The sequence below is a fragment of the Methylocella silvestris genome (assembly GCF_002891535.1).
Taxonomy (GTDB): Bacteria; Pseudomonadota; Alphaproteobacteria; order Rhizobiales; family Beijerinckiaceae; genus Methylocapsa; species Methylocapsa silvestris_A.
In genome coordinates this window covers 58,259-78,381 of the sequence record NZ_PDZR01000005.1, presented here as the reverse complement: position 1 = coordinate 78,381, position 20,123 = coordinate 58,259, and the positions used below count along the sequence as shown (strand labels likewise).

Below are 20,123 nucleotides of genomic sequence, written 5' to 3'. Positions count from 1 at the left end.
ATGGCCGAGACTATTAATTCGCTCCAGGATCTGAAGAGCGCCACGGCCGCCCCGACGCAGGAAGCGCCGCATTATGTGCAAAAGCTCGATGCGCAGGGCCGCGCCTACGCGACCGGCAAGCGCAAGGACGCTGTCGCCCGCGTCTGGATCAAGCCGGGCTCCGGCAAGGTCGTCGTCAACGGCCGGGCTGTCGAGGTTTATTTCGCCCGCCCTGTGCTGCGCATGATTTTGCAGCAACCGCTCGGCGTCGCAAAGCGCGTCGACCAGTATGATTTGACCGTCACCGTCGCCGGCGGCGGTCTGTCGGGGCAGGCGGGCGCGGTCCGCCACGGCCTCTCCAAGGCGCTCGTCGCCTTTGAGCCGGAGCTGCGCGGCGTGCTCAAGAAAGAAGGCTTTTTGACCCGCGACTCGCGCGTGGTCGAGCGCAAGAAATATGGCAAGAAGAAAGCCCGCCGCAGCTTCCAGTTCTCGAAGCGCTAAGGTTTTTGGATTTCAACGATGGGGGCGGCCTCGGCGCCGCCCTCGGACTGACAAACCCCGCCATTTTTGGCGGGGTTTTGTTTTTGGGCTTTGGTTGGAATTGTGTGATCCACAGTCGACGCGTCGAGGGCCGCGCTGCGACATAATTTCGCCTCCAACAGGCGGGAAGTTCAAACAGACGTTTGAATTAGCGCAGGAGGCCCCGATGCCCACGCCGATCCCAGTGATGCTACGCAATGGCCTGCACGCCGTGACGCAAAAGCTGGTCGCCGAGGTGCTTGTGTCGGTCTTCTCGACGCTGCTTGTCATGATGATTGTTTCGGATCTGACGAAGCCCAAGCCCGCCTTCGCGCCGGTCGCTCTGCGCGTCGCCGCCGTCCCCGCCCTGGAGCGGAACGAATCAGGCGATGCGACCGCCGATTTTCTGGAGCGCGTCGCGCTTTCTCATATCGTAGCGCCAAGGGCTGCGGCGCTTGAAGCGGCGGGCGAGCCCGCAACTGACGCGGTCGCTCCGCTGCCGCCGCGCCGCCGCGCCGCCCAGCTGGACCGTCCGCACGCCGGCAAGGACCGCGTCGCCGCCTATGTTCAGGTCAATGCGCCGGGCGGCGTCCGGAGCAATGCGCTGGGCGATATTCCGAAAGCGCCCGCCAATCCGGCGCCTGCCGCCGCGCCCGCTTCCCCGGATTGGGCCGATTGGCTCAATCCCTTGAAATATGGCGGCGGGCTCGTCTCTGGCATCGGCGATTTCGTCACTGCCTCCCATCAGCGCATGGTCGACGGCGGCGTCTGGCTCGGCGCCGGAATCGGCGGTCTTGTCTCCGCTTCCGACAAGCGCGTGGTCGACGGCATGGCTTCCGTCGCCGATTCGGTGACGTCCTTCATGAAGAAGCCGAAATCTTGAGAAACGCCGATTTGACCCGCCAGGCGCTGCTCGATCACGCTGCCTGTGCTTTCGCAGAAAACGGCTTCGAGCGCGCCGCGGTGCGCGAGATCACCCGGCGCGCGGAGGTCAATCAGGCGGCGATCAACTATCATTTTGGCGGCAAAGAGGCGCTTTATCGCGAGGTTTTGCGTCTCGCCTTCGCGGCGCTGCGCGAGGCCTCGCTCCTTGATGAGGCGACGGTTGACCGCGTCGGCCGCGAAGAGGCGGTCCAATTGTTCATTCGCCAGCAGGTGACGGCGCTCGAAAAGCATGACCAGCTCAGCCGCTATCTGCGCATCCTGGCCTGGGAGACCCTGGCGCCGACGCCCACGCCGATCTATCTTGATTTTATCGCCAGCGCGAAACTGCCGATGCTGGACCAGGCCGAAAAGATCGTGCGCCGCTTCCTGCCGGCCGGCGCCGCACGCGCGGAAATCACCATCGCGACGATCTGGCTGACCCACCAGGTCGCTCCCTTCATCCGCCATTACGACCTGCTGTCAAAACCGCCGTTGAACCTCACCATCGACCGCCATTTCATCGAGCAACTGGCGGCTGACGTCGGCCGTATGGCGGTCGCCGGGCTCAACGCACGAACCACCGCCCCCGAGGCGAGTTCGTATTATGCCGAGGCACAAATGGCCTGAATGGCTAGCGAGCGGGATGACCTCAGTTCCGCACACGGAGCGTCTCGCCCTGCGTTCTGACCGTTCCCCGATCTGACCGGGGATTGAACCGGCCATCCAAACCACTATCTGCGTGACAGAATGTCCGGGTCAGTCCCGGCATGACCCTATCAAGATCCGGGCGTGCTAACTGCAGTCGCAAATGGCAGGGTCTGCTATAAGTGCGGGCCTTCGCAGGCGGGACTTGAAAAGGGTGCGGCGGGTCATGCACGGGACAATTTTCATCGACGGGGAAGCCGGCACCACCGGCCTTGGCATCAAGACGCGGCTTGCCTCCGAGCCGGGGATCGAGCTGAAAAGCCTTCCGCCCGAGCTGCGCAAGGATCGCGACGCCAAGTCAAAGCTGCTCGCCGGCGTGGATGTGGTCATTCTCTGCCTTCCCGACGACGCTGCGCGCGAAACCGTCGCCATCGTCGAGACGCTGGGATCAGCCGGTCCGCGCGTGCTCGACGCATCGACGGCGCATCGCGTCGCTCCCGGCTGGACCTATGGCTTTCCCGAATTGGCGAAAGGCCAGGCGCAGGCGATCGGTCAGGGAAGGCGCATCTCAAATCCCGGATGCTATGCGACCGGCGCGATCGCTTTGCTGCGCCCGCTCATCGACGCGGGGCTCGTTCCCGCAGATTGGCCGATCGCCATCAATGCGGTGTCGGGCTACAGCGGCGGCGGCAAGGCGATGATCGCCGATTATGAGAAAGGCGCAGCGCCCGCTTTCGAACTCTATGCGCTCGGCCTCGAACATAAGCATGTGCCGGAGATCGAAAAATATTCCGGGCTGACGCAGCGGCCGATTTTTGTCCCCTCGGTCGGCAATTTCGCGCAAGGGATGCTGGTGTCGATCCCGCTGTTTCTCGACGCGCTGCCGGGCAAGCCTCACGGCGCCGATTTCGAGGCGGCGCTAGGCGCCCATTACGCCGGGGCGCAATTCGTACGCGTCGCGCCGGCGGAGGCCTCCGGCAAAATTGAGCCGGAGATTTTGAACGAAACCAACAATCTCGAGGTCAGGGTTTTCATCAATGAGGCGCGGCGTCAGCTGGTGTTGGTCGCTCGGCTCGACAATCTTGGCAAAGGGGCGTCCGGCGCGGCGATGCAAAACCTCGGACTGATGCTCGGGGCCTGACCGGAACCCTTGGCCACATAAAAGCGTTGCCTCACAAAATCTGCCGCGCAGCGGCAGGAGAAATGTGATGAGCATCGCGCCGATCGCCCAGGCCCTGATTCTGGTTTTCGTCGCCAACGGCGCGCCGATCCTGGCCAGCCGTGTCCTTGGCCTGTGGGGGAACGCCCCGCTCGACCTTCATGCAAGGTTTAGCGACGGGGCGCGGCTGCTGGGCTCCTCCAAGACTTTTCGTGGCGTCATCGCCAGTCTCATAGCGACGACGCTTGTCGCGCCGGCAATAGGCGTCGACTGGCGCGTCGGCGCGCTGGCGGCGTCCGCGGCCATGACTGGCGATATTTTCTCAAGTTTCATCAAGCGCCGGCTGCAGCTGCCGGCGCAGGGAATGGCGCCCGGCATCGATCAGGCCCCAGAAAGCCTGTTGCCGCTGATTGTTTGCAAAAGCGCATTGGGGCTGAGCTTCGTCGACGTGCTGGTCGCCGCCTTCATCTTCTGGGTCGGCGCGCTCTTGCTCTCGCGCGCGCTGTTCACCCTGAAGATCAGGGAGCGGCCTTATTAGAGCTCGTTCCTTTTGAAAAGAAAACGCTCTAAATTCAAACGCGTGAGCAAAATAGTCTGGATCCGACCGGCTCGGCGCGGGGGCGACAGCGTCCAGCACGTCGGACTGGGACATGCCGTCAAAGTCCCTCGCTGGAGCTGCCCCAGGGATGAGAGCCCGGAACCAGGGGCGCCTTGATCCCCGCCTTCTCGACATCGGCCAGCGTCTTGTAGAGCGTGGCTTCATGCACTAGCGCGCCGTTCTTCGACAAGACGGCGACATAGCGGGCGGGCAGGTCGACGTCGCAGTGATAGCCGCCGCCCGGATCATCGGTGCTGCGCGTGTTGCCGCCCCAATCCACAAAATACCCTGAACTCCCGGACATGCCGCCTCTCCCGCGCAATAATGCTGACGCGAGGGCTTGCGCTAGGCCGCCCGCGCCCGCCCACAGCAAACTTCTTGCCGCGCCGAGGGGGAGACTGTAAGCTATTGTTTAAATAAACTTTTTTTGAGACGACGAGGCGCGCCGCAGGGCGGCCTTTTGTCGGTTTGTCGGAAAGGCGACGTTTCGGCCGATCCGTTTTACCCGCCCCGTAGCCGGTGCAGTGTGATCTCCGGCGGGCAGTTGAACCTCACCGGCAGCACGCTCGATCCCGCTCCGGTCGAGGTATAGCCGCTCATCTCATTGTATTTCCAGGCGCCCGCGCCGAAGGCGCGCGGCAGAACGGAATCAAGCGTAAGCGGAAATCCGCCGGGCAGGCAGATCTGGCCGCCATGCGTATGGCCGGACAGGATGGCGTCAAAGCCCGCATGCGCCGCCTGGCGATAGATTTCCGGCGTATGCGACAAAAGCAGCGAGAAATCCTCGAAAGGAATATCGGCGGCGACTTTCTCGATATTGTCGACCCGGAAGAAATGGGCGTCGTCGATGCCGCCGATGTGGATCGCCGCGCCGTCGCGTTCGATGCGGACGGATTCGTTGAGAAGCATCCTGACCCCGAGATCCTCGAGGGCGGGGGTCATTTTGATCGTGTCGTGATTGCCGAGCACGCCATAGACCGGCTGCTTCAGCCGGCCGAGCAAGGGAGCCATTCCGTCCAGCGTCGTTTTGAAGCCGCCAAAGGTTCGCGCCCGATAGTCGCCGGTCAGGACGCAGACATCGTAGTCAAGGCCTTCGACGAGTTCGGCGGTCCGCAGCATGGCGGCCGCGCTCATCTCCACATGCAGGTCGCTGAGATGGAGCAAGGTGAAGCCGTCGAAAGCGGCCGGCAACCGGCGCGAGACGATCTCGTTGCGGCGTAGCTCGACCTTGGCGGCGTTGCGCTGGCCGCGTCCGTAGGTCCCGCTCAGCCGAAGCGCGAGGCGCATCATGGCGTGGACGGAATACCAGTTCTCGATGTGAAAGAAATTGAGCCCCTGGCCGAAGGCCTGCGCCTCGTGATCTTCCTCGATGCCAATCCTTTGCCGCGCATAAACCGGGCCGAGCCGTTTTTCGAGGCGGCGGGCCACGGTGAAGTCGGACATATCGGAAGGGGATTTTTCCGGCGCCTCGGACTGTGCGCGCCGGGGCGGATCAAGAGGCTGGGACAAGCGCGTTCCTTGATTTGAAGCATCCTGGAACTGAAGCATTCGGATCTAAAGCAGCTGAACTTGAAGAAGCCGAATGGCTCACTCTCCCGCGGCCGCGCCGATTTCATCAAACTTAGGGATCAGCGGCGGTCAAAATTGCGATATCGGCGCCAAAGCGCATTTTGCCTGAAGCATGACTTCAAAAATCGAATACCGCCGTTCGGCGAGAGTTCCTTATATGCCTTCGCGCGAAGAACTCGAGCCGCAACTTCGCGCGGCAGTTTTTCCCGCGACATCCCGACCGTCACGCTTTAATGAGAGACGGATTTGAGATTTGAGGCGCCAGCGTCGAGGGAGAGCTGCACATGGCGGGACTATACGGCCTCAGCGCTAACGAAGCCAAGCCGGATCAGGCGGCGGCTGCCTCGCTCGTCAAGGATACGAGCACGGCGAGCTTTGGCGCTGACGTCATTGCCGAATCCGCGCGTCAGCCGGTTCTGGTCGATTTCTGGGCGCCATGGTGCGGCCCCTGTAAGCAGCTGACGCCGATCCTCGAAAAAGTGGTTCAGGCGGCGGCCGGCAAGGTCAAGCTCGTCAAGATGAACATCGACGAACATCCCGAGATCGCCGGGCGACTCGGCGTTCGCTCGATTCCGGCGGTGATCGCATTCCAGCGCTCGCAGCCGATCGACGGCTTCATGGGCGCTCTGCCGGAATCCGATGTGCGCGGCTTTGTCGAGCGCTTGGTCGGCCCGATCGGCGGAACGGCGGACCTCCTCGCCGAGGCCGAGGCTTTTGTCACCGAGGGCGACCCCGCCGCAGCCGCCGAATTGTTCGCCGCGATTCTTGCTGAAAACCCGGCTGACCTTGACGCGCTTGCTGGTTTTGCAAGGCTTCATGTCAAGGCCGGCGACCTCGAGCTTGCGCGCGAATTGCTCGACGCCGCTCCTGCGGGAGCGGAAAAGCATCCCGGCGTCGGGGCGGCAAGAGCCGCCCTTGAACTTGCCGAACAGGCGGGCGCCCTTGGCGATCTCGTCGACATCAAGCGCAAAGTTGACGCCGACCCGCAAGATTATCAGGCGAAGTTCGATTATGCGGTTGGCCTTAACGCCCACAACAAGCGCGAGGAGGCGGCGGCGGCGCTGCTCGACATCATCAGGCGCGATCGCGCCTGGAGTGAGGATGGCGCGCGCAAGCAGTTGCTGCAATTCTTCGAGGCTTGGGGACCGGCTGATCCCGCGACCATCGGCGCGCGCAAAAAATTGTCGACGCTGCTGTTTTCCTGATCGAGCGCAGGCTTTAGGCGTTGCGGCGGCCATAATGTATAAAGCGATCATGCGCGAGTGGACGGAACAGCGGCAATGGATCAATCGGCGGGCTTTGGCGGAGCGGAGGAGCTGACGATGGGCATCAACCACGTTTACGGCGGCCCCGACGACTTGCCGCCCTCGCTGCCGATCTTTCCGCTCGCCAAGGCGCTGCTGTTGCCGCGCGGACAATTGCCGCTCAACATTTTCGAGCCGCGCTATATGGCCATGGTCGACGACGCCCTGAAGGGCAATCGTCTGGTCGGCATGATCCAGCCGAACCCCGAGGCGAAAAAGAGCGAGGCGCTGTTTCAGGTCGGCTGCGTCGGCCGCATCACCCAGCTCGCGGAAACCGGCGACGGCCGCTATCTCTTGACCCTGACGGGCGTCGCCCGGTTTAAGATCATCGAGGAAATCGACGCCCTGACGCCCTACCGGCAGGCTCGCGTCGATTATGCGCCGTTCTCGATCGATTTCAGCCCACGCGCCGGGGAGGAAATGGTCGATCGCGACGGGCTCTTGCGCACCCTGCGCAGCTTTGCCGAGAGCAATGAGCTCCAGCTCGATTGGGACAGCATCAATGAGGCGCCCAATGAGGCCCTCGTCAACGCGCTGGCGATGATGAGCCCCTTCGGGCCGCGGGAAAAACAGGCCCTGCTCGAAGCGACCGATCTCAAGGGCCGCGCCGACGTGCTGGTGGCGATCACGGAAATCGAGCTCGCGCGCGGCAAGAACGCTGAAAATACGCTGCAATAGGCCTGGAGCGCGACGCCGGAGCGAGGACTTTTCCGGCCGGCTGCGCGCCGAAGTTTGCAAAGGATTGACGCCCGATGACCGATACGCCCGCAAAACCCGCCGCCGACGCCCCGCGGGTCGATCCGCGCCTGCTCGAGATCCTGGTCTGTCCGCGCACCAAGACGACGCTCGAATATGACGCCGAAAATCAGGAGCTGATTTCCCGCGCCGCCAAGCTCGCCTATCCGATCCGCGACGGCATCCCGATCATGCTGCCCGAAGAGGCGCGGCCGCTGCAGGATTGAGGCGCCGGATTGGCGAACCGGCCTCCGCCGGCCTGCGCCAACGCCGCGATCTTCCGTCGGCCCCGGCGCGCGTCGGTCGGCTCCGGCTGGACTGAAGAAGCGCGTTGGCGTCGGTCAAGGCGCGCATTGCTTATCCGTTGCCCCGGCGATGCGGGGCGCCCTCCAGGCCGCCTTCTTCGAGATCACGCAAGAGGATCGCCACGCGACATGACCGATGCGCGCAAGACCCCGTCGGCGGCAAAAGAGGCCGAACGAGCCTCTTCGCCCGCGGAGGCGGTTGACGAACTTTTGACGATCCTCGACCTCGAGACGATCGAGCAGAATATTTTCCGCGGCCGCAGCCCGCAGGTCGGCTGGCAGCGCGTCTTCGGCGGTCTCGTCGTCGCGCAGGCCCTCGTCGCCGCTTCCCGCACTGTGCGGGGCCGCGCGCCGCACTCTCTCCATTGCTATTTTTTGTTGCCGGGAGATCCGCAGGCGCGGATCGTTTATGAAGTCGAGCGGCTGCGCGACGGCTCCAGCTTTGCGACGCGCCGATGCGTTGCGATCCAGCACGGCCGGCCCATCTTTTCGCTCTCTGCGTCTTTCCAGATCGAGGAGGACGGGCTGGAGCATGCCTTCGCCATGCCCGACGCGCCTGCGCCGGAATCGCTGCCGAGCGAAGCCGAGATGCTCGAGACCTTTGGCGCGCAGCTGCCGGACGCGATCCGGCGCTGGTTCGCCAGCTCGCGTCCGATCGAGACGCGTCCCGTCGATCCCTCTCGCTATATGCGCCGCGAGCCCGGCGCGCCGACGCAGAACATCTGGCTGCGCGCCGCCGCGCCCCTGCCGGATGATCCGGCGATCCATCGCGCCGTCCTCGCCTATCTCTCCGATATGACCCTGCTCGACACCGCGCTGATCGCTCACGGCCATTTCGTCTTCGAGCCGACCCTGCAGGTGGCCAGCATCGACCACGCTCTCTGGTTTCACAGACCTTTTCGCGCCGATGAGTGGCTGCTCTACGTGCAGGACAGCCCGAATTCCAGCGGAGCGCGGGGGCTGACTCGGGGGCTGATCTATTCGAGGGACGGGCGCCTCGTGGCCTCGACCATGCAGGAAGGCCTTATGCGGCCAAGACCATGATGGCCATGAGGCAGGACGATTGATATTATTTGATATTTTGGCAAAGTCGTTCACGTTGTCGCGAGCCGGCCGATTTCGCAGCGCACGCTATATTGCCTGAATATTAGGCATCCAGGCTATCTGCCAGGCGGAATTCGCGCAAGAGCGCGGGTTGGCCGCGTTCGGCTGGAGCGCGGCTTTTGCCGCGCTGGGCCGCCCGACTGGCGCAAGCAGCGCCGTAGTGAGCGAGCGCCAGCCAATTCGTGACAAATAATCGCTTTCCCGCAAAAAAACGCAGCGAAAGCGGACGAAAGGCCCGGCGCTTGCTAAGCACGGCCGGCAAGGACGCGCCTGAACCGCGCCCGAGCTGGTTGGTGGGGGGCGACTCACGGGCTGACTCAACGGCTCTCAGGTTGGCGCAAACGGGAAAAATACACATGAAAATCGTTGTTGCGATCATAAAGCCGTTCAAGCTGGACGAAGTGCGCGACGCTCTGACCACCCTTGGCGTGCATGGCATGACAGTGACCGAGGTCAAGGGATACGGACGTCAGAAGGGTCACACGGAAATCTACCGGGGCGCCGAATATGCGGTGAGTTTCCTGCCAAAGCTGAAAGTTGAAGTTGCAATCGCGCCAGACCTCGTCGCAGCGACGGTCGATGCGATTGCAGCGGCGGCGCGAACGGGCCAGATCGGAGACGGAAAAATCTTCGTCAGCGGGCTCGATCAGGCGGTTCGTATCCGTACCGGCGAACGCGACCTCGACGCCCTTTGATCCTTGAAAAATTCCCAGCTTCTCAGGAGTATATGATGAGATTTGCGTTTCCACCGATCCGAGCCCGCTCGGTAGGGCTAGGGCTGCTGCTAGCAGGCGCCGCCGCGGGCCTTGCCTTTGCGCAGACCGCCGCCGCCGCCCCTGCGCCCGTGCCGAACAAGGGCGACACCGCCTGGATGTTGGTCTCGACCGCCCTCGTGCTGATGATGTCGGTGCCAGGCCTCGCGCTTTTCTACGGCGGCTTGGTGCGCACCAAGAACATGGCGTCGGTGCTCTCGCAAGTCTTCGCGATCGTTGCGCTCGTGTCGATCATCTGGGTTGTCTACGGCTATTCGCTCGCCTTTACCGAAGGGTCGAGCACGCCGTTCCCGCTGTTCGGCGTGAACTGGAACGCTTTCTTCGGCGGTTTCAGCCGCGCCTTCCTGAAGGGCATGGATGCGTCGTCAAACGCCGCAACATTCTCCAACGGCGTCGTCATTCCTGAATTCGTCTATATGGCGTTCCAGATGACCTTCGCCTGCATCACGCCAGCGCTGATCATCGGCTCCTTCGCCGAACGCATCAAATTCTCCTCGCTGCTCGTGTTCATCACGCTGTGGGTGACCTTCATTTATTTCCCGATCGCGCATGCGGTCTGGTATTGGGCCGGCCCGGATGTCGTCGCCGAAGCCGCCAAGGCTCTCGCCGCCGCTACTGACGACGCCGCCAAGGCGACCGCGCAGGCAAATCTTGACGCGGTGAACGCCAACGCCGGCTTCCTCTTCCAGCTTGGCGCTCTCGATTTCGCGGGCGGCACGGTCGTGCACATCAACGCGGGCATCGCCGGCTTTGTCGGCTGCCTTGTCATGGGCAAGCGGATCGGCTTCCCGCGCGAAGTTGGGCCGCCCCATTCGGTGACCATGTCGATGATCGGCGCCTCCCTTCTGTGGGTCGGCTGGTTCGGCTTCAACGCCGGCTCCAATCTCGAATCGAACGGCACGACGGCTCTTGCCTTCGTCAACACCTTCGTCGCGACGTCGGCCGCGACGCTGTCATGGATGCTCGTGGAATGGGCGTTGAAGGGCAAGCCGTCGCTGCTGGGCATTATTTCCGGCGCCGTCGCGGGTCTTGTCGCCGTAACGCCCGCGTCGGGCTTTGCGGGACCGATGGGTTCGGTGGTGCTTGGCCTCGCCGTTGGAGCGATCTGCTTCTTCTTCGTCGACTATGTGAAGAAATGGGGCGGCTATGACGACTCCCTCGACGTCTTCGGCGTGCATTGCGTCGGCGGCATCGTCGGCGCCATCGCCACGGGCTTTCTCGTCGCCCCGGCGCTCGGCGGCGTCGGCCTCACCGACTACACGATCAAGCCGGGCGAAGCCTCGGCGGGCGCCTATGACATGGCCACTCAGGTCATGACCCAGCTGAAGGCCGTCAGCTTCACGCTGCTCTACTCGGGCATCGGATCCTTCATTCTCTACAAGCTCGTCGATCTTGTGATGGGACTGCGGGTGAAGAAGGACGCCGAGCTCGAGGGCCTCGACATCACCTCGCACGGCGAGCGCGCTTACAACCCATAAGCCGACGCGCCGCCGCAAACTGCGCAAATATCGGCCGCCGGATCGAAAGGTCCGGCGGTTTTTTTCCGCCGCCCTCCGGAGCATCGTAAAAGCCGGCGCGCAGCCAACTTTGCTTCGCAGCCGCTTTACGCTAGATGATCGGCCGTCGCTTTCCCAAGGCCAGCCCATGGACCGCAGCAAGGTCGCAAACGCTTTCGCCGCGCTGGACGCTTACGCGCGTCGGAGCGGCGCCCCGAAAATTGCCGATCTCTTTGCCGCCGATCCGCGGCGGTTCGATCGCTTCCACGCGTGTTTTGACGATCTTCTGTATGATTTCTCGAAGAATCGGCTCGACGCCGAGACGCTGCGGCTGCTGCTCGATCTCACCCGCGCGGCGGAAATCGAGCCGCGCCGAGCGGCTCTGCTCAACGGCGATCTCGTCAACAGCACCGAGCGGCGCGCGGCCTTGCACATGGCCCTGCGCAATCTGTCCGGCGCGCCAATGCGCGCGGCGGGCGAGGATGTGGCGGCGATGGTCGCGACGGAGCGGGAAAAGCTCCTTGGCTTCGCCGAAGCCGTAAGGAGCGGGAAGATCAGAGCGGCCAATGGCGCCCGCTTTACCGACATCGTCAATTTCGGCATCGGCGGCTCCGATCTCGGGCCGGCCATGGCCGCTCGCGCGCTCTCGCCTTTTATCGCCGATCATCTGAGGCTGCATTTCGTCGCCAATGTCGACGGCGCCGATTTCGCCGACACGATGCGGGATACGCCGGTCGAGACCACGCTCTTTATCGTCTGTTCCAAAACCTTCACGACGCTCGAGACGATGACCAACGCCGCGAGCGCGCGCGCCTATGTGGCGGAAAGACTCGGGCCGGAGGCGATCGCCAGCCATTTCTGCGCCGTGTCGACGCAGCTCGACAGGGTCGCCGCCTTTGGCGTCCAAAGCGATCGCGTGTTCGGCTTCTGGGACTGGGTCGGCGGGCGCTATTCCATCTGGTCGTCGATCGGGCTTTCGCTGGCGATCGGCATTGGCCGCGACAATTTTGAGGCGTTTTTGCGCGGCGGCGAGGACATCGACCGCCATTTTCGTGAGGCGCCCCTCGACCGCAACATCCCGGTGCTGATGGCGCTGATCGGCGTGCTCTATCGCAATGTCTTCGGCTATGCGACGCAGGCGGTGATTCCCTACGATCAGCGTCTAGCGCGCTTTCCGGCCTATTTGCAGCAGCTCGATATGGAATCGAACGGCAAATCGGTCGATTTGTCTGGCGCCCGCGTCGCCTATGAGACCGCGCCGGTGGTCTGGGGCGAACCCGGCACAAATGGCCAGCACGCCTTTTTTCAGCTGCTGCACCAGGGCACGCAGATTGTTCCGGTCGATTTTCTCGTCGCGGCAAAGCCGACCGCCGCCGACGAAACGCATCACCGGATCTTGTTCGCCAATTGCCTCGCCCAAAGCCAGGCGCTGATGCAGGGCCGCCCGCTGGAAGCAGTTTCGGCGCAGCTTGCGGCGCAGGGGCTCGGGCCCGAGGCGATTGCGGCGCTTGCGCCGCATAAGGTTTTTGACGGCGACCGGCCGTCGAGCACCTTGCTTTACACGGCGCTGACGCCGCGCACGCTCGGGCGGCTGATCGCGCTCTATGAGCACAAGATCTTTGTTCAGGGCGTGATCTGGGACATCAACTCCTTCGACCAATGGGGCGTCGAACTCGGCAAGGAGCTCGCGCAAAAGCTAGCGCCGATCGTTGGAGATGATTCGGCGTCAACGGAAGCGCTCGACGCTTCGACAGCCGGGCTGGTGAAGGCGGCGCGGGCGCGCCGCGCAGGGGCCTAGGCGGCGTCGGCGCGGGCTTAAAGCTTTTTCAGGCCCAGATTCTTGCCAAGCGCCGCATCCTTCACGAAGGTTCCGTCCGGTTGCAGATCGAGCTGCGTCGTGTGGCCCTTGCGTGCGACGAGCACAAGGCGCGAGCCGGCGAGGCGCCAGCCGACGGGATCGAAGGTAACGATGCCCTGATCGCGGCAGGCCGGCGCCAAAAACGCTTTTGTCGAAGCATCCAGCGTCACCATGCAGCCGGTGTCGCGGCCGCCGTCGCGCAGCACGGCGTAGCGGCCGGGGATTTCCCCCAGGCGCGGCGCCGTCTTGGCGGCGCCCGGGCGCGTCGCGGCCGGGTTTGCGGCGGAAGCGGGCGCGGGCGTCGCCGCGGGCGCGGCAGCGGCGAAGGTGAGCTTATAGTTTTCGCCGGCCGGAGAAATCGCGGCAAGAGCGCCATCCGGCTGCAAGGCGAAATCGAGAAGGGGGGCGCCGACGACGTCGCCGATGATGAGATGCTCTCCCCCCGGCAGGCTCCAGGCGGCGGCGTTGGCGAGAGGCGCGACAGCGCGCCGGCAGCCCGCCGGCAGGCCGAGATAATAGCCGCCGCGCACGCGCTCGGCGCGGAACGTCAGCCGACAGGCCTTGTTGCTGCCCTCAAGCGTGAGATCCCACTGTCCGAGCAGGGCGTCGGGATTGTCGAGCGTCGCGGCGGCGAGCCGCGCGCCCGAGGCGACGCAGAGGGCAATCGCCAGGAGGATTTTCGCCGCCGTCAACCGGGCGGTCGCAGGAGGCGCGAGGTGCAGTCGCATGGATCGCTCGGGGGTTTTAGGGTTTGACGTGGTGGCGGGCGACTCAAAGCGGCGAAGGTCAAGGAGCAAACCTTATAAGGAAAATCGGCGCTGCGCCAATCTTGCCAGCGAAATCCGGTGAGAGATTATCCGGCTGCTAAAAATTGCCGATATTCGCGCCGAACATGCGCCGGACCGCAGGATGGGCGCGATTTCGTGATCGCTTGCTGATTCCATCCGGCCGGAAAGCGCGCTAGAGATTTTGGGCTTGCGCCGCCGATTCGGACTGGATCGCCTGCGGAGGCCGGGAGACCACTTTTGATTCGCCAATCCGGCCTCGCCTTCGCGACGCTCGCATTAATTGCCTCCGGCCTGACGTCGCCGCGGGCCGAGACGGTGCGCGCGCGCTATGCGGTAAGCCTCGTCGGCCTGCATATCGGCGAGGTCGCGGCCGTCAGTTCGTTCGACTCCAGCAAGTACCGGATCGATTTCAACGCGCGGCTGACCGGCGTCGCGGCGATGGTGGCGGATGTCAAAATGGCCCTGAGTTCGACGGGCTCGGTGCAGGGCGGCGTGATCTCGCCCGCGACCTATGTAACGACCGCGGCCAATTCGCGCGAGACGCGGACGGTGCGCATGGCGCTCAGCGGCGGCTCGGTCAAATCGCTCAACATCACCCCGCCCTGGGACGACAAAGAGGGCCGCGTCCCCGTTACTGACGCCAATAGACGCAATGTTCTCGATCCGACCAGCGCCTTCATCATGAGTGTGCCGCCGGGGCAGCCGCTGGTCGGCCCCGCCGCCTGCAACCGTAAAATTCCTGTTTTCGACGGCTATTTGCGGTTCGACGTCACGCTGTTCTATGTCGGCTCGCGCAATGTCGACATGGCGGGCTATTCCGGGCCCGTCTCCGTCTGTGCGGCGCGCTATACGCCCATCGCTGGCCACAAGCGCGATTCGCGCTCGACGCGCTTCATGGCGGACAACCGCCAGATCGAGGTTTGGCTTGCGCCGATCGAGCATGCTCACGTCGTCGCGCCGCTCCGCGTCGCGCTGATGACGCTGGCCGGCAACGCTGTCATCGAAGCCGTGGAATTTTCGGTCGACGCAAGCGACGTCACCGCCACGACGCACTAACCTGATCGTCGTCAGCCGGCCGCCGCGCGAATATCCATTTCCGGAACATCCTCCGGCACGGTCATGCGCGCCGTCGTCGCCTCAAGAATCTCCGCGACCGTGACGCCCGGCGCGCGCTCGCGCAAGACAAGGCCGTCCAGCGTCGGCTCGATCACGGCCATATCGGTGACGATCAGCGTGACGCGGCGCGTCGAGGTCAGCGGCAGCGTACAATGCGGCACGATCTTGGGGCGCCCGCGCGCCGTGTGCTGCATGGCGACGATCACGCGCCTTGCGCCCGTCACAAGATCCATCGCCCCGCCCATGCCCGGCACCATCTTGCCTGGCACCATCCAGTTGGCGAGCCGTCCCTGCTCATCGACCTCAAGGCCGCCGAGCACGGTCGCGTCGAGATGGCCGCCGCGGATGAGGCCGAAAGACGTCGCGCTGTCCACGGTCGCGGCGCCCGGCACGGCGGTGACGAAGCTGCCGCCGGCGTCAGTCAACTGGGCATATTCCATGCCTTCGGGCGGGCGCGCGCCCATTCCGACGATGCCGTTCTCCGACTGGAATAAAATCCCGTCATGCGGCGAGATGAATTGGGACACGCCGGTCGGCAGGCCGATGCCGAGATTGACGAGCGTGCCGGGGTGCAATTCGCGCGCGACGCGGCGCTGGATGATTTCGTCCGGCTTCATCAGACCGCCCTCTCGATGAGATGATCGACCAGCACGCCCGGCGTGTTGACGCTGTCGGGCGGGACAGCGCCGATGGGAAGAATTTCGCGCGGCTCGCAGATGACGATGCGGCCGGCCATGGCCATCACCGGATTGAAGTTCGTCGCCGTCAGCTGATAGGACAGATTGCCGTTGTAGTCCGCGCGCTCGGCCGCGACGAGGGCGAAATCGGCGAACAGCGGCGGCGCGTAGAGCCAGGGCTCGCCGTCGATCTCGATGATCTTTTGGCCCTCGGCCGCAAGGGTTCCAAGCCCCGTCTTGGTGAGCACGCCGCCGAGGCCGTAGCCGGCGGCGCGGATGCGCTCGGCAAGGGTCCCCTGCGGAACCAGCTCCACCGCGATCTCGCCGGCGATCATCGCCTTCTGGGTTTGCGGGTTCAGCCCGATATGCGAGGCGATCACCCTGGAGACGCAGCCGGCGGCGATGAGCTTGCCGATGCCGATGCCGGGCAGACCGGTGTCATTGGCGATGATCGTCAGATCGCGCTTGTCGGCCGCGACGAGCGCGTCGATCAGGCGATGCGGCGAGCCGACCGCCATGAAGCCGCCGATCATGATCGTCGCGCCGTCCGGGATGAGGGCGGCGGCGGCGGACGGCGAAATGGCGCGTTTCATGCGGCTGCGGCGTTCATGTCTCGCCCCTTCCGATCGTTTTTTGCCAAGCCGAGCAGTTGTCCTGCAAGGAGTGCGCCGCAAAGTTGTTATGACGCCGTCGCATGTTTGACAACAGACTTGCCGAAGCTAGGCTTGAAAAACGCGGTTTGGCCCGGGCTGGCGCTGAATCGGGCGCCAGTTCAAAGCTGCGCACAAAGTTGCAAGCAGGCGGTGCGCCTGCAGCGGGGAAACGAGCCCATGGATTTTCTGATCGCGCTCGCCGCGCTGATCTTTTTGATGTTCGTCGCCTATCGCGGCTTCAGCGTCATTTTGTTCGCGCCGATCGCCGCCATGCTGGCGGTGCTGGTCACCGATCCCTCGGCCGTTCCAACCATTTTCACCTCGCTGTTCATGGAGAAGATGGTCGGGTTTCTAAAGCTCTATTTTCCCGTGTTTCTGCTTGGCGCCATTTTCGGCAAGGTGATCGAACTCTCCGGCTTCTCGCAATCGATCGTCAGCGCGGTGATCGGCGTCGTCGGCAAAAGCAGGGCGATTTTATCGATCGTTCTCGTCTGCGCCATCCTGACCTATGGCGGCGTTTCGCTGTTCGTCGTCGTCTTCGCCGCCTATCCGTTTGCCGCTGAAATGTTCCGGCAGAGCGCCATCCCGAAGCGGCTCATTCCGGGCACGATCGCGCTCGGCGCGTTCAGCTTCACGATGGACGCTCTGCCCGGCACGCCACAGATCCAGAACATCATCCCGACCACCTTTTTTCAAACGACGACATGGGCCGCGCCGGTCCTCGGCCTCATCGGCTCGGCCTTCATTCTGGCGAGCGGCCTCGCCTGGCTCGAATGGCGCCGCCGTCAGGCGGTTGCGGCGGGCGAGGGATATGGCCAGAATCATATCAACGAGCCGGAGGCGGCTGAAAAAGGCGCGCTGGTCCATCCCATGATTGCGCTGGCGCCTTTGCTTGTGGTGTTTTTGGGCAATCGCGCGCTGACCTCGCTGATCGGCGCTTTTTATGGGGCCGAGCAGCATGTCCAGCTGGCCGGCATGGCCGCGCCCGTAACCGCCAACGTCAACGCGCTGACGGCGATCTGGGCCGTGCAGGGCGCGCTGATCGCCGGCATTCTGACGGTGTTCGCCTTCGCCTTTCGGCGTGTTTCCGCCAAATTCGCGGAAGGGTCGAAGGCGGCCGTCGCTGGCGCGCTTCTCGCCGGCATGAACACGGCCTCCGAATATGGCTTTGGCGCCGTGATCGCGGCGCTGCCGGGCTTCATCACGATCCGCGACGTGCTGGCGCAGATTGGCGATCCGCTGGTCAAGGTCGCCGTCAGCGTCTCGACGCTCGCCGGCATAACGGGATCGGCCTCGGGCGGTCTATCCATCGCGCTCGCCGCCATGTCGAAGCAGTTTATTGCCGCGGCGGAGGCGGCGCATATCCCGATGGAAGTGCTCCACCGCGTCGCCGCCATGGCGAGCGGGGGAATGGACACGCTGCCGCACAATGGGGCGGTCATCACGGTCCTCGCCGTGACAGGGCTGACGCATAAAACGTCCTACATCGATATTTTTGCGGTGACCGTGCTGAAGACAACGGCCGTGTTTGTGGTGATCGGGTTCTATTATTTGACGGGGATTTATTAAGCCGGGCACATTTGTTAGAGGCCGGCCCGGTACTGCTTCGGCGTGACGCCCGTGAACTGGCGGAAGACCTTCACGAAGTGACTTTGACTCGAAAAGCCGATTTCCGTGGCCACCCGGCTTGCTGACAGCTTCGCGCTCGCAAACAGGTCCTTCGCTCCCGCAACCCGTTCCCGCATGACAAATTGATAAGGCGACACCCCGAACGAAGCCTTGAACATATGCGCAAAGCGAGAGGGACGCATCTGCACCAGCCCGGCGAGTTCCGTTACCGAGATGTTCCTGGCCAAATTCTCTCGGATGAAGCCGACCAGCGTCCGTATCTCAGCCGGCGACAGGCATTTCTCGCAACCAGCAGGGAGCGAAGGGGTAGCGTATCTGCCAGCGAGATACGCAAGGAATGCGACAGAGATGGATTCTCCGTAGAGCCTGCCGGAAGCGCAACCATCTTTGACTTCCGCGCACATGGCGGACAACAGCGCGGCAAGCCGAAAATCGCGCGTCACCTGCGCAGAATTCAATACCTTATCGATTGCCAGCACTTGAGCGGGCGCAAGATCCTGCAGTCTGGAGCTGTCGAGCTGCAGCACCATTATTGGAAATGCGCCGCTCGGCGCCGCCGACTGGATCTCAACGTCGCGACGTACGATAGACACGGTTCCGGGCGCGATGGGATCAACGCTCCAAACGCCTCGGTGCTTCCAACGCAACGAACCCTGACCGCCTGTGACGTACAATAGTGTGGTCTTTGACCAGGAATGGCTCGCCATCGGCTCGCCCGGCGTATTCGCCTCTTCGAAACTAAAGCCGGCCCAGGGGTGATCGGCGCTCATCAAATCGGGCGTTCGGAAAAAGGGCGCGCGTCGTCCTTGCGAGATCAGATGAATTCGGGTCGAGCTCATTGACAGCTCCAGTCCTCAGAGAGGGCCGGCAATCGTTCACGCTTTTGTGATCGCCTGTCAAGACTTCCATCGTTGGGGCCGCCGGTCCAAACGGCGGTGAGATCGAGCCACGATTGCGAATTTTATGCGTTCGTGCCGGATCATGCGCAAATGAGCAGGATCATGGTAGTCTCCTGCCACGTCCACCTCTAGCATTCGTCGTGACGGGCCCAATTCAGTTTTCGGCAAAGATCGAAAATGCTCGTCGGCAAAAGCAAAAATGGGGGGAACTAATGTACAACGATAATAATGTACTTTCGAAATCCTGTCCTCGGGGACTGATGAATTATTGTTCGTTAGCCGCGCTCCTGCTCAGCGCAGCAACAAGCGGCGCGCTAGCCCACGATTCTCGCAAGGAGCCCATCGTGCTCGACAGGTCGGGCGGGTTCGTCATCGGCGGCAAGGTGGTTCCCATCAATCCGGCGACTCCCAATCGGACGCTATCGTGCGATCACGGCTATGTTGAATATTTTCTGCCGGCAAATCCGCGCAAGACGAGCCTCGTCATGTGGCACAGCTCAAGCACGCAGGTGTGGCAGAATCGCTGGGATGGCGGCGAAGGCTACAAGGACATGTTCCTGCGCCGCGATTACCCCGTCTACTTGTGGGACGGTCCGCGCGTCGGCCGCGCAAACTGGAGCTGTGAGTCGATCACCTACACGCCGTCCTCGCGCGATCAAGGTAATTTCACCGCATGGAACATGGGGCCAGCGGTTCCGGTCGGATTATTGCCGACGGCGGCGGAATGGTGGCCAGACGTGCAGTTTCCAACGACCAATCCACAGGCATGGCCGGCTGCGACGGCCTCGCGCTATGACGAGTTCGACATAGAGAGGAATATCGAGATCGAGACGGATGCGGCGGCCATAGCCGCCGACTCCGGCAAATTGGGCAACAGCATCGTTTACCTCACCAATTCCGCGGGCGGGCTTCGCGCGATGAAGACGACGGGCAAGAGCCAGAAGGACAACATCAAGGGCATCGTCACCTACGAAAGCATCGGATATGTGTTCCCCATTGGCGACCCCGAGAGCCCCGCCAATCTCTGCACGGATCCGGGGCCGGCCTGCGCCTTCGGACCCCTCGGCGTTCCGCTGGCGGAGTTCAAGAAGCTGGCAAAGCTCAAATCGATCCAGTTCGTGTGGGGCGACCACCGGGCTGAAACCTTCACCTATGTTGCTCAGTCCCGCCTGTGCGCCAAGCTCATCAACAAATACGGCGGGCACGCGGAAGTCCTCAAGCTGGGGGACGATGCCGGCCTCAAAGGCAGCACGCATATTCCCTTCGCCGACATGGACAATGACAAGGTCGCCGGGCTGCTCGACAAGTTCCTGAAGAAGGCGAAGCTGGACGGATATGTGAACGACGACGATCACGGCTGGCGAGATCATCACTGATCACGAACAAAAGCCCT

The 20,123-nt window shown here is 63.3% G+C and carries 21 protein-coding genes; 15 read left to right on the top strand and 6 right to left on the bottom strand.

The annotated features are described in order from the left end of the window. From rpsI to CR492_RS06895, 5 genes are all read left to right on the top strand, one after another. Entirely contained in the window at window positions 1-480 is a 480-nt protein-coding gene (rpsI, locus tag CR492_RS06910) for a 30S ribosomal protein S9 (RefSeq protein ID WP_102843011.1), read from the top strand. Between the two features lie 205 nt (window positions 481-685). Then, window positions 686-1,381: a hypothetical protein gene (locus tag CR492_RS20730; protein WP_180982459.1), complete on the top strand. Its 696-nt coding sequence runs from the start codon at window positions 686-688 to the stop codon at window positions 1,379-1,381. Beyond that, window positions 1,378-2,049 carry a TetR/AcrR family transcriptional regulator gene (locus CR492_RS06905; RefSeq protein WP_180982458.1) on the top strand — a complete coding sequence of 224 codons (672 nt, stop codon included), beginning with the start codon at window positions 1,378-1,380 and terminating at the stop codon, window positions 2,047-2,049. Before CR492_RS20730 ends, CR492_RS06905 begins: the two co-directional genes overlap by 4 nt. Before the next feature lie 244 nt (window positions 2,050-2,293). Next, on the top strand, window positions 2,294-3,208 hold the full coding sequence (gene argC, locus CR492_RS06900) for an N-acetyl-gamma-glutamyl-phosphate reductase (RefSeq protein ID WP_102843009.1): 915 nt from the start codon (window positions 2,294-2,296) through the stop codon (window positions 3,206-3,208). Window positions 3,209-3,275: 67 nt separating this feature from the next. Further along, a complete protein-coding gene (locus CR492_RS06895) occupies window positions 3,276-3,764 on the top strand; it encodes a CDP-archaeol synthase (protein WP_102843008.1) in 489 nt (162 codons plus the stop codon). Between the two features lie 118 nt (window positions 3,765-3,882). Here the strand turns inward: CR492_RS06895 and CR492_RS06890 are convergent, their stop codons facing one another. Beyond that, window positions 3,883-4,128, bottom strand: coding sequence for a hypothetical protein (locus tag CR492_RS06890; RefSeq protein ID WP_102843007.1), 246 nt, complete (start codon window positions 4,126-4,128; stop codon window positions 3,883-3,885). 197 nt (window positions 4,129-4,325) lie between these two features. After that, window positions 4,326-5,333, bottom strand: coding sequence for a metallophosphoesterase (locus CR492_RS06885; RefSeq protein WP_245411997.1), 1,008 nt, complete (start codon window positions 5,331-5,333; stop codon window positions 4,326-4,328). 344 nt (window positions 5,334-5,677) lie between these two features. Between CR492_RS06885 and trxA the strand changes: the two genes are divergently transcribed. From trxA to pgi, 7 genes are all read left to right on the top strand, one after another. Then, window positions 5,678-6,598 carry a thioredoxin gene (gene trxA, locus CR492_RS06880; protein ID WP_102843005.1) on the top strand — a complete coding sequence of 307 codons (921 nt, stop codon included), beginning with the start codon at window positions 5,678-5,680 and terminating at the stop codon, window positions 6,596-6,598. A 117-nt stretch (window positions 6,599-6,715) separates the two neighbouring features. Beyond that, on the top strand, window positions 6,716-7,375 hold the full coding sequence (locus tag CR492_RS06875) for an LON peptidase substrate-binding domain-containing protein (protein ID WP_102843079.1): 660 nt from the start codon (window positions 6,716-6,718) through the stop codon (window positions 7,373-7,375). Between the two features lie 74 nt (window positions 7,376-7,449). Further along, window positions 7,450-7,659: a Trm112 family protein gene (locus CR492_RS06870; protein ID WP_012590878.1), complete on the top strand. Its 210-nt coding sequence runs from the start codon at window positions 7,450-7,452 to the stop codon at window positions 7,657-7,659. A 207-nt stretch (window positions 7,660-7,866) separates the two neighbouring features. Continuing rightward, window positions 7,867-8,781, top strand: a complete 915-nt coding sequence (gene tesB / locus CR492_RS06865; RefSeq protein ID WP_180982457.1) for an acyl-CoA thioesterase II — start codon at window positions 7,867-7,869, stop codon at window positions 8,779-8,781. Between the two features lie 416 nt (window positions 8,782-9,197). Next, entirely contained in the window at window positions 9,198-9,536 is a 339-nt protein-coding gene (locus CR492_RS06855) for a P-II family nitrogen regulator (protein ID WP_102843003.1), read from the top strand. A gap of 35 nt (window positions 9,537-9,571) precedes the next feature. After that, window positions 9,572-11,092, top strand: coding sequence for an ammonium transporter (locus tag CR492_RS06850; protein WP_432431199.1), 1,521 nt, complete (start codon window positions 9,572-9,574; stop codon window positions 11,090-11,092). 166 nt (window positions 11,093-11,258) lie between these two features. Next, window positions 11,259-12,908, top strand: a complete 1,650-nt coding sequence (gene pgi, locus CR492_RS06845) for a glucose-6-phosphate isomerase (protein ID WP_102843002.1) — start codon at window positions 11,259-11,261, stop codon at window positions 12,906-12,908. Between the two features lie 17 nt (window positions 12,909-12,925). Here pgi and CR492_RS06840 read toward each other — a convergent pair whose 3' ends face one another. Then, entirely contained in the window at window positions 12,926-13,696 is a 771-nt protein-coding gene (locus CR492_RS06840) for a protease inhibitor Inh/omp19 family protein (protein WP_102843001.1), read from the bottom strand. A gap of 297 nt (window positions 13,697-13,993) precedes the next feature. Between CR492_RS06840 and CR492_RS06835 the strand changes: the two genes are divergently transcribed. Next, entirely contained in the window at window positions 13,994-14,812 is an 819-nt protein-coding gene (locus tag CR492_RS06835; protein ID WP_102843000.1) for a DUF3108 domain-containing protein, read from the top strand. Window positions 14,813-14,823: 11 nt separating this feature from the next. Here the strand turns inward: CR492_RS06835 and CR492_RS06830 are convergent, their stop codons facing one another. Together CR492_RS06830 and CR492_RS06825 are read right to left on the bottom strand one after the other, a co-directional pair. Next, a complete protein-coding gene (locus CR492_RS06830; RefSeq protein WP_102842999.1) occupies window positions 14,824-15,489 on the bottom strand; it encodes a 3-oxoacid CoA-transferase subunit B in 666 nt (221 codons plus the stop codon). After that, window positions 15,489-16,142 carry a CoA transferase subunit A gene (locus CR492_RS06825; protein WP_102842998.1) on the bottom strand — a complete coding sequence of 218 codons (654 nt, stop codon included), beginning with the start codon at window positions 16,140-16,142 and terminating at the stop codon, window positions 15,489-15,491. The genes CR492_RS06830 and CR492_RS06825 overlap by 1 nt, the downstream gene beginning before the upstream one ends. Before the next feature lie 237 nt (window positions 16,143-16,379). Between CR492_RS06825 and CR492_RS06820 the strand changes: the two genes are divergently transcribed. After that, complete coding sequence (locus CR492_RS06820; RefSeq protein WP_102842997.1) at window positions 16,380-17,771, top strand: GntP family permease; 1,392 nt, start codon at window positions 16,380-16,382, stop codon at window positions 17,769-17,771. Window positions 17,772-17,785: 14 nt separating this feature from the next. Here the strand turns inward: CR492_RS06820 and CR492_RS06815 are convergent, their stop codons facing one another. Then, window positions 17,786-18,670: an AraC family transcriptional regulator gene (locus tag CR492_RS06815; protein ID WP_102842996.1), complete on the bottom strand. Its 885-nt coding sequence runs from the start codon at window positions 18,668-18,670 to the stop codon at window positions 17,786-17,788. Between the two features lie 404 nt (window positions 18,671-19,074). Between CR492_RS06815 and CR492_RS06810 the strand changes: the two genes are divergently transcribed. Then, on the top strand, window positions 19,075-20,106 hold the full coding sequence (locus tag CR492_RS06810; protein ID WP_245411996.1) for an alpha/beta hydrolase: 1,032 nt from the start codon (window positions 19,075-19,077) through the stop codon (window positions 20,104-20,106). The last annotated feature ends 17 nt before the right edge of the window (window positions 20,107-20,123 follow it).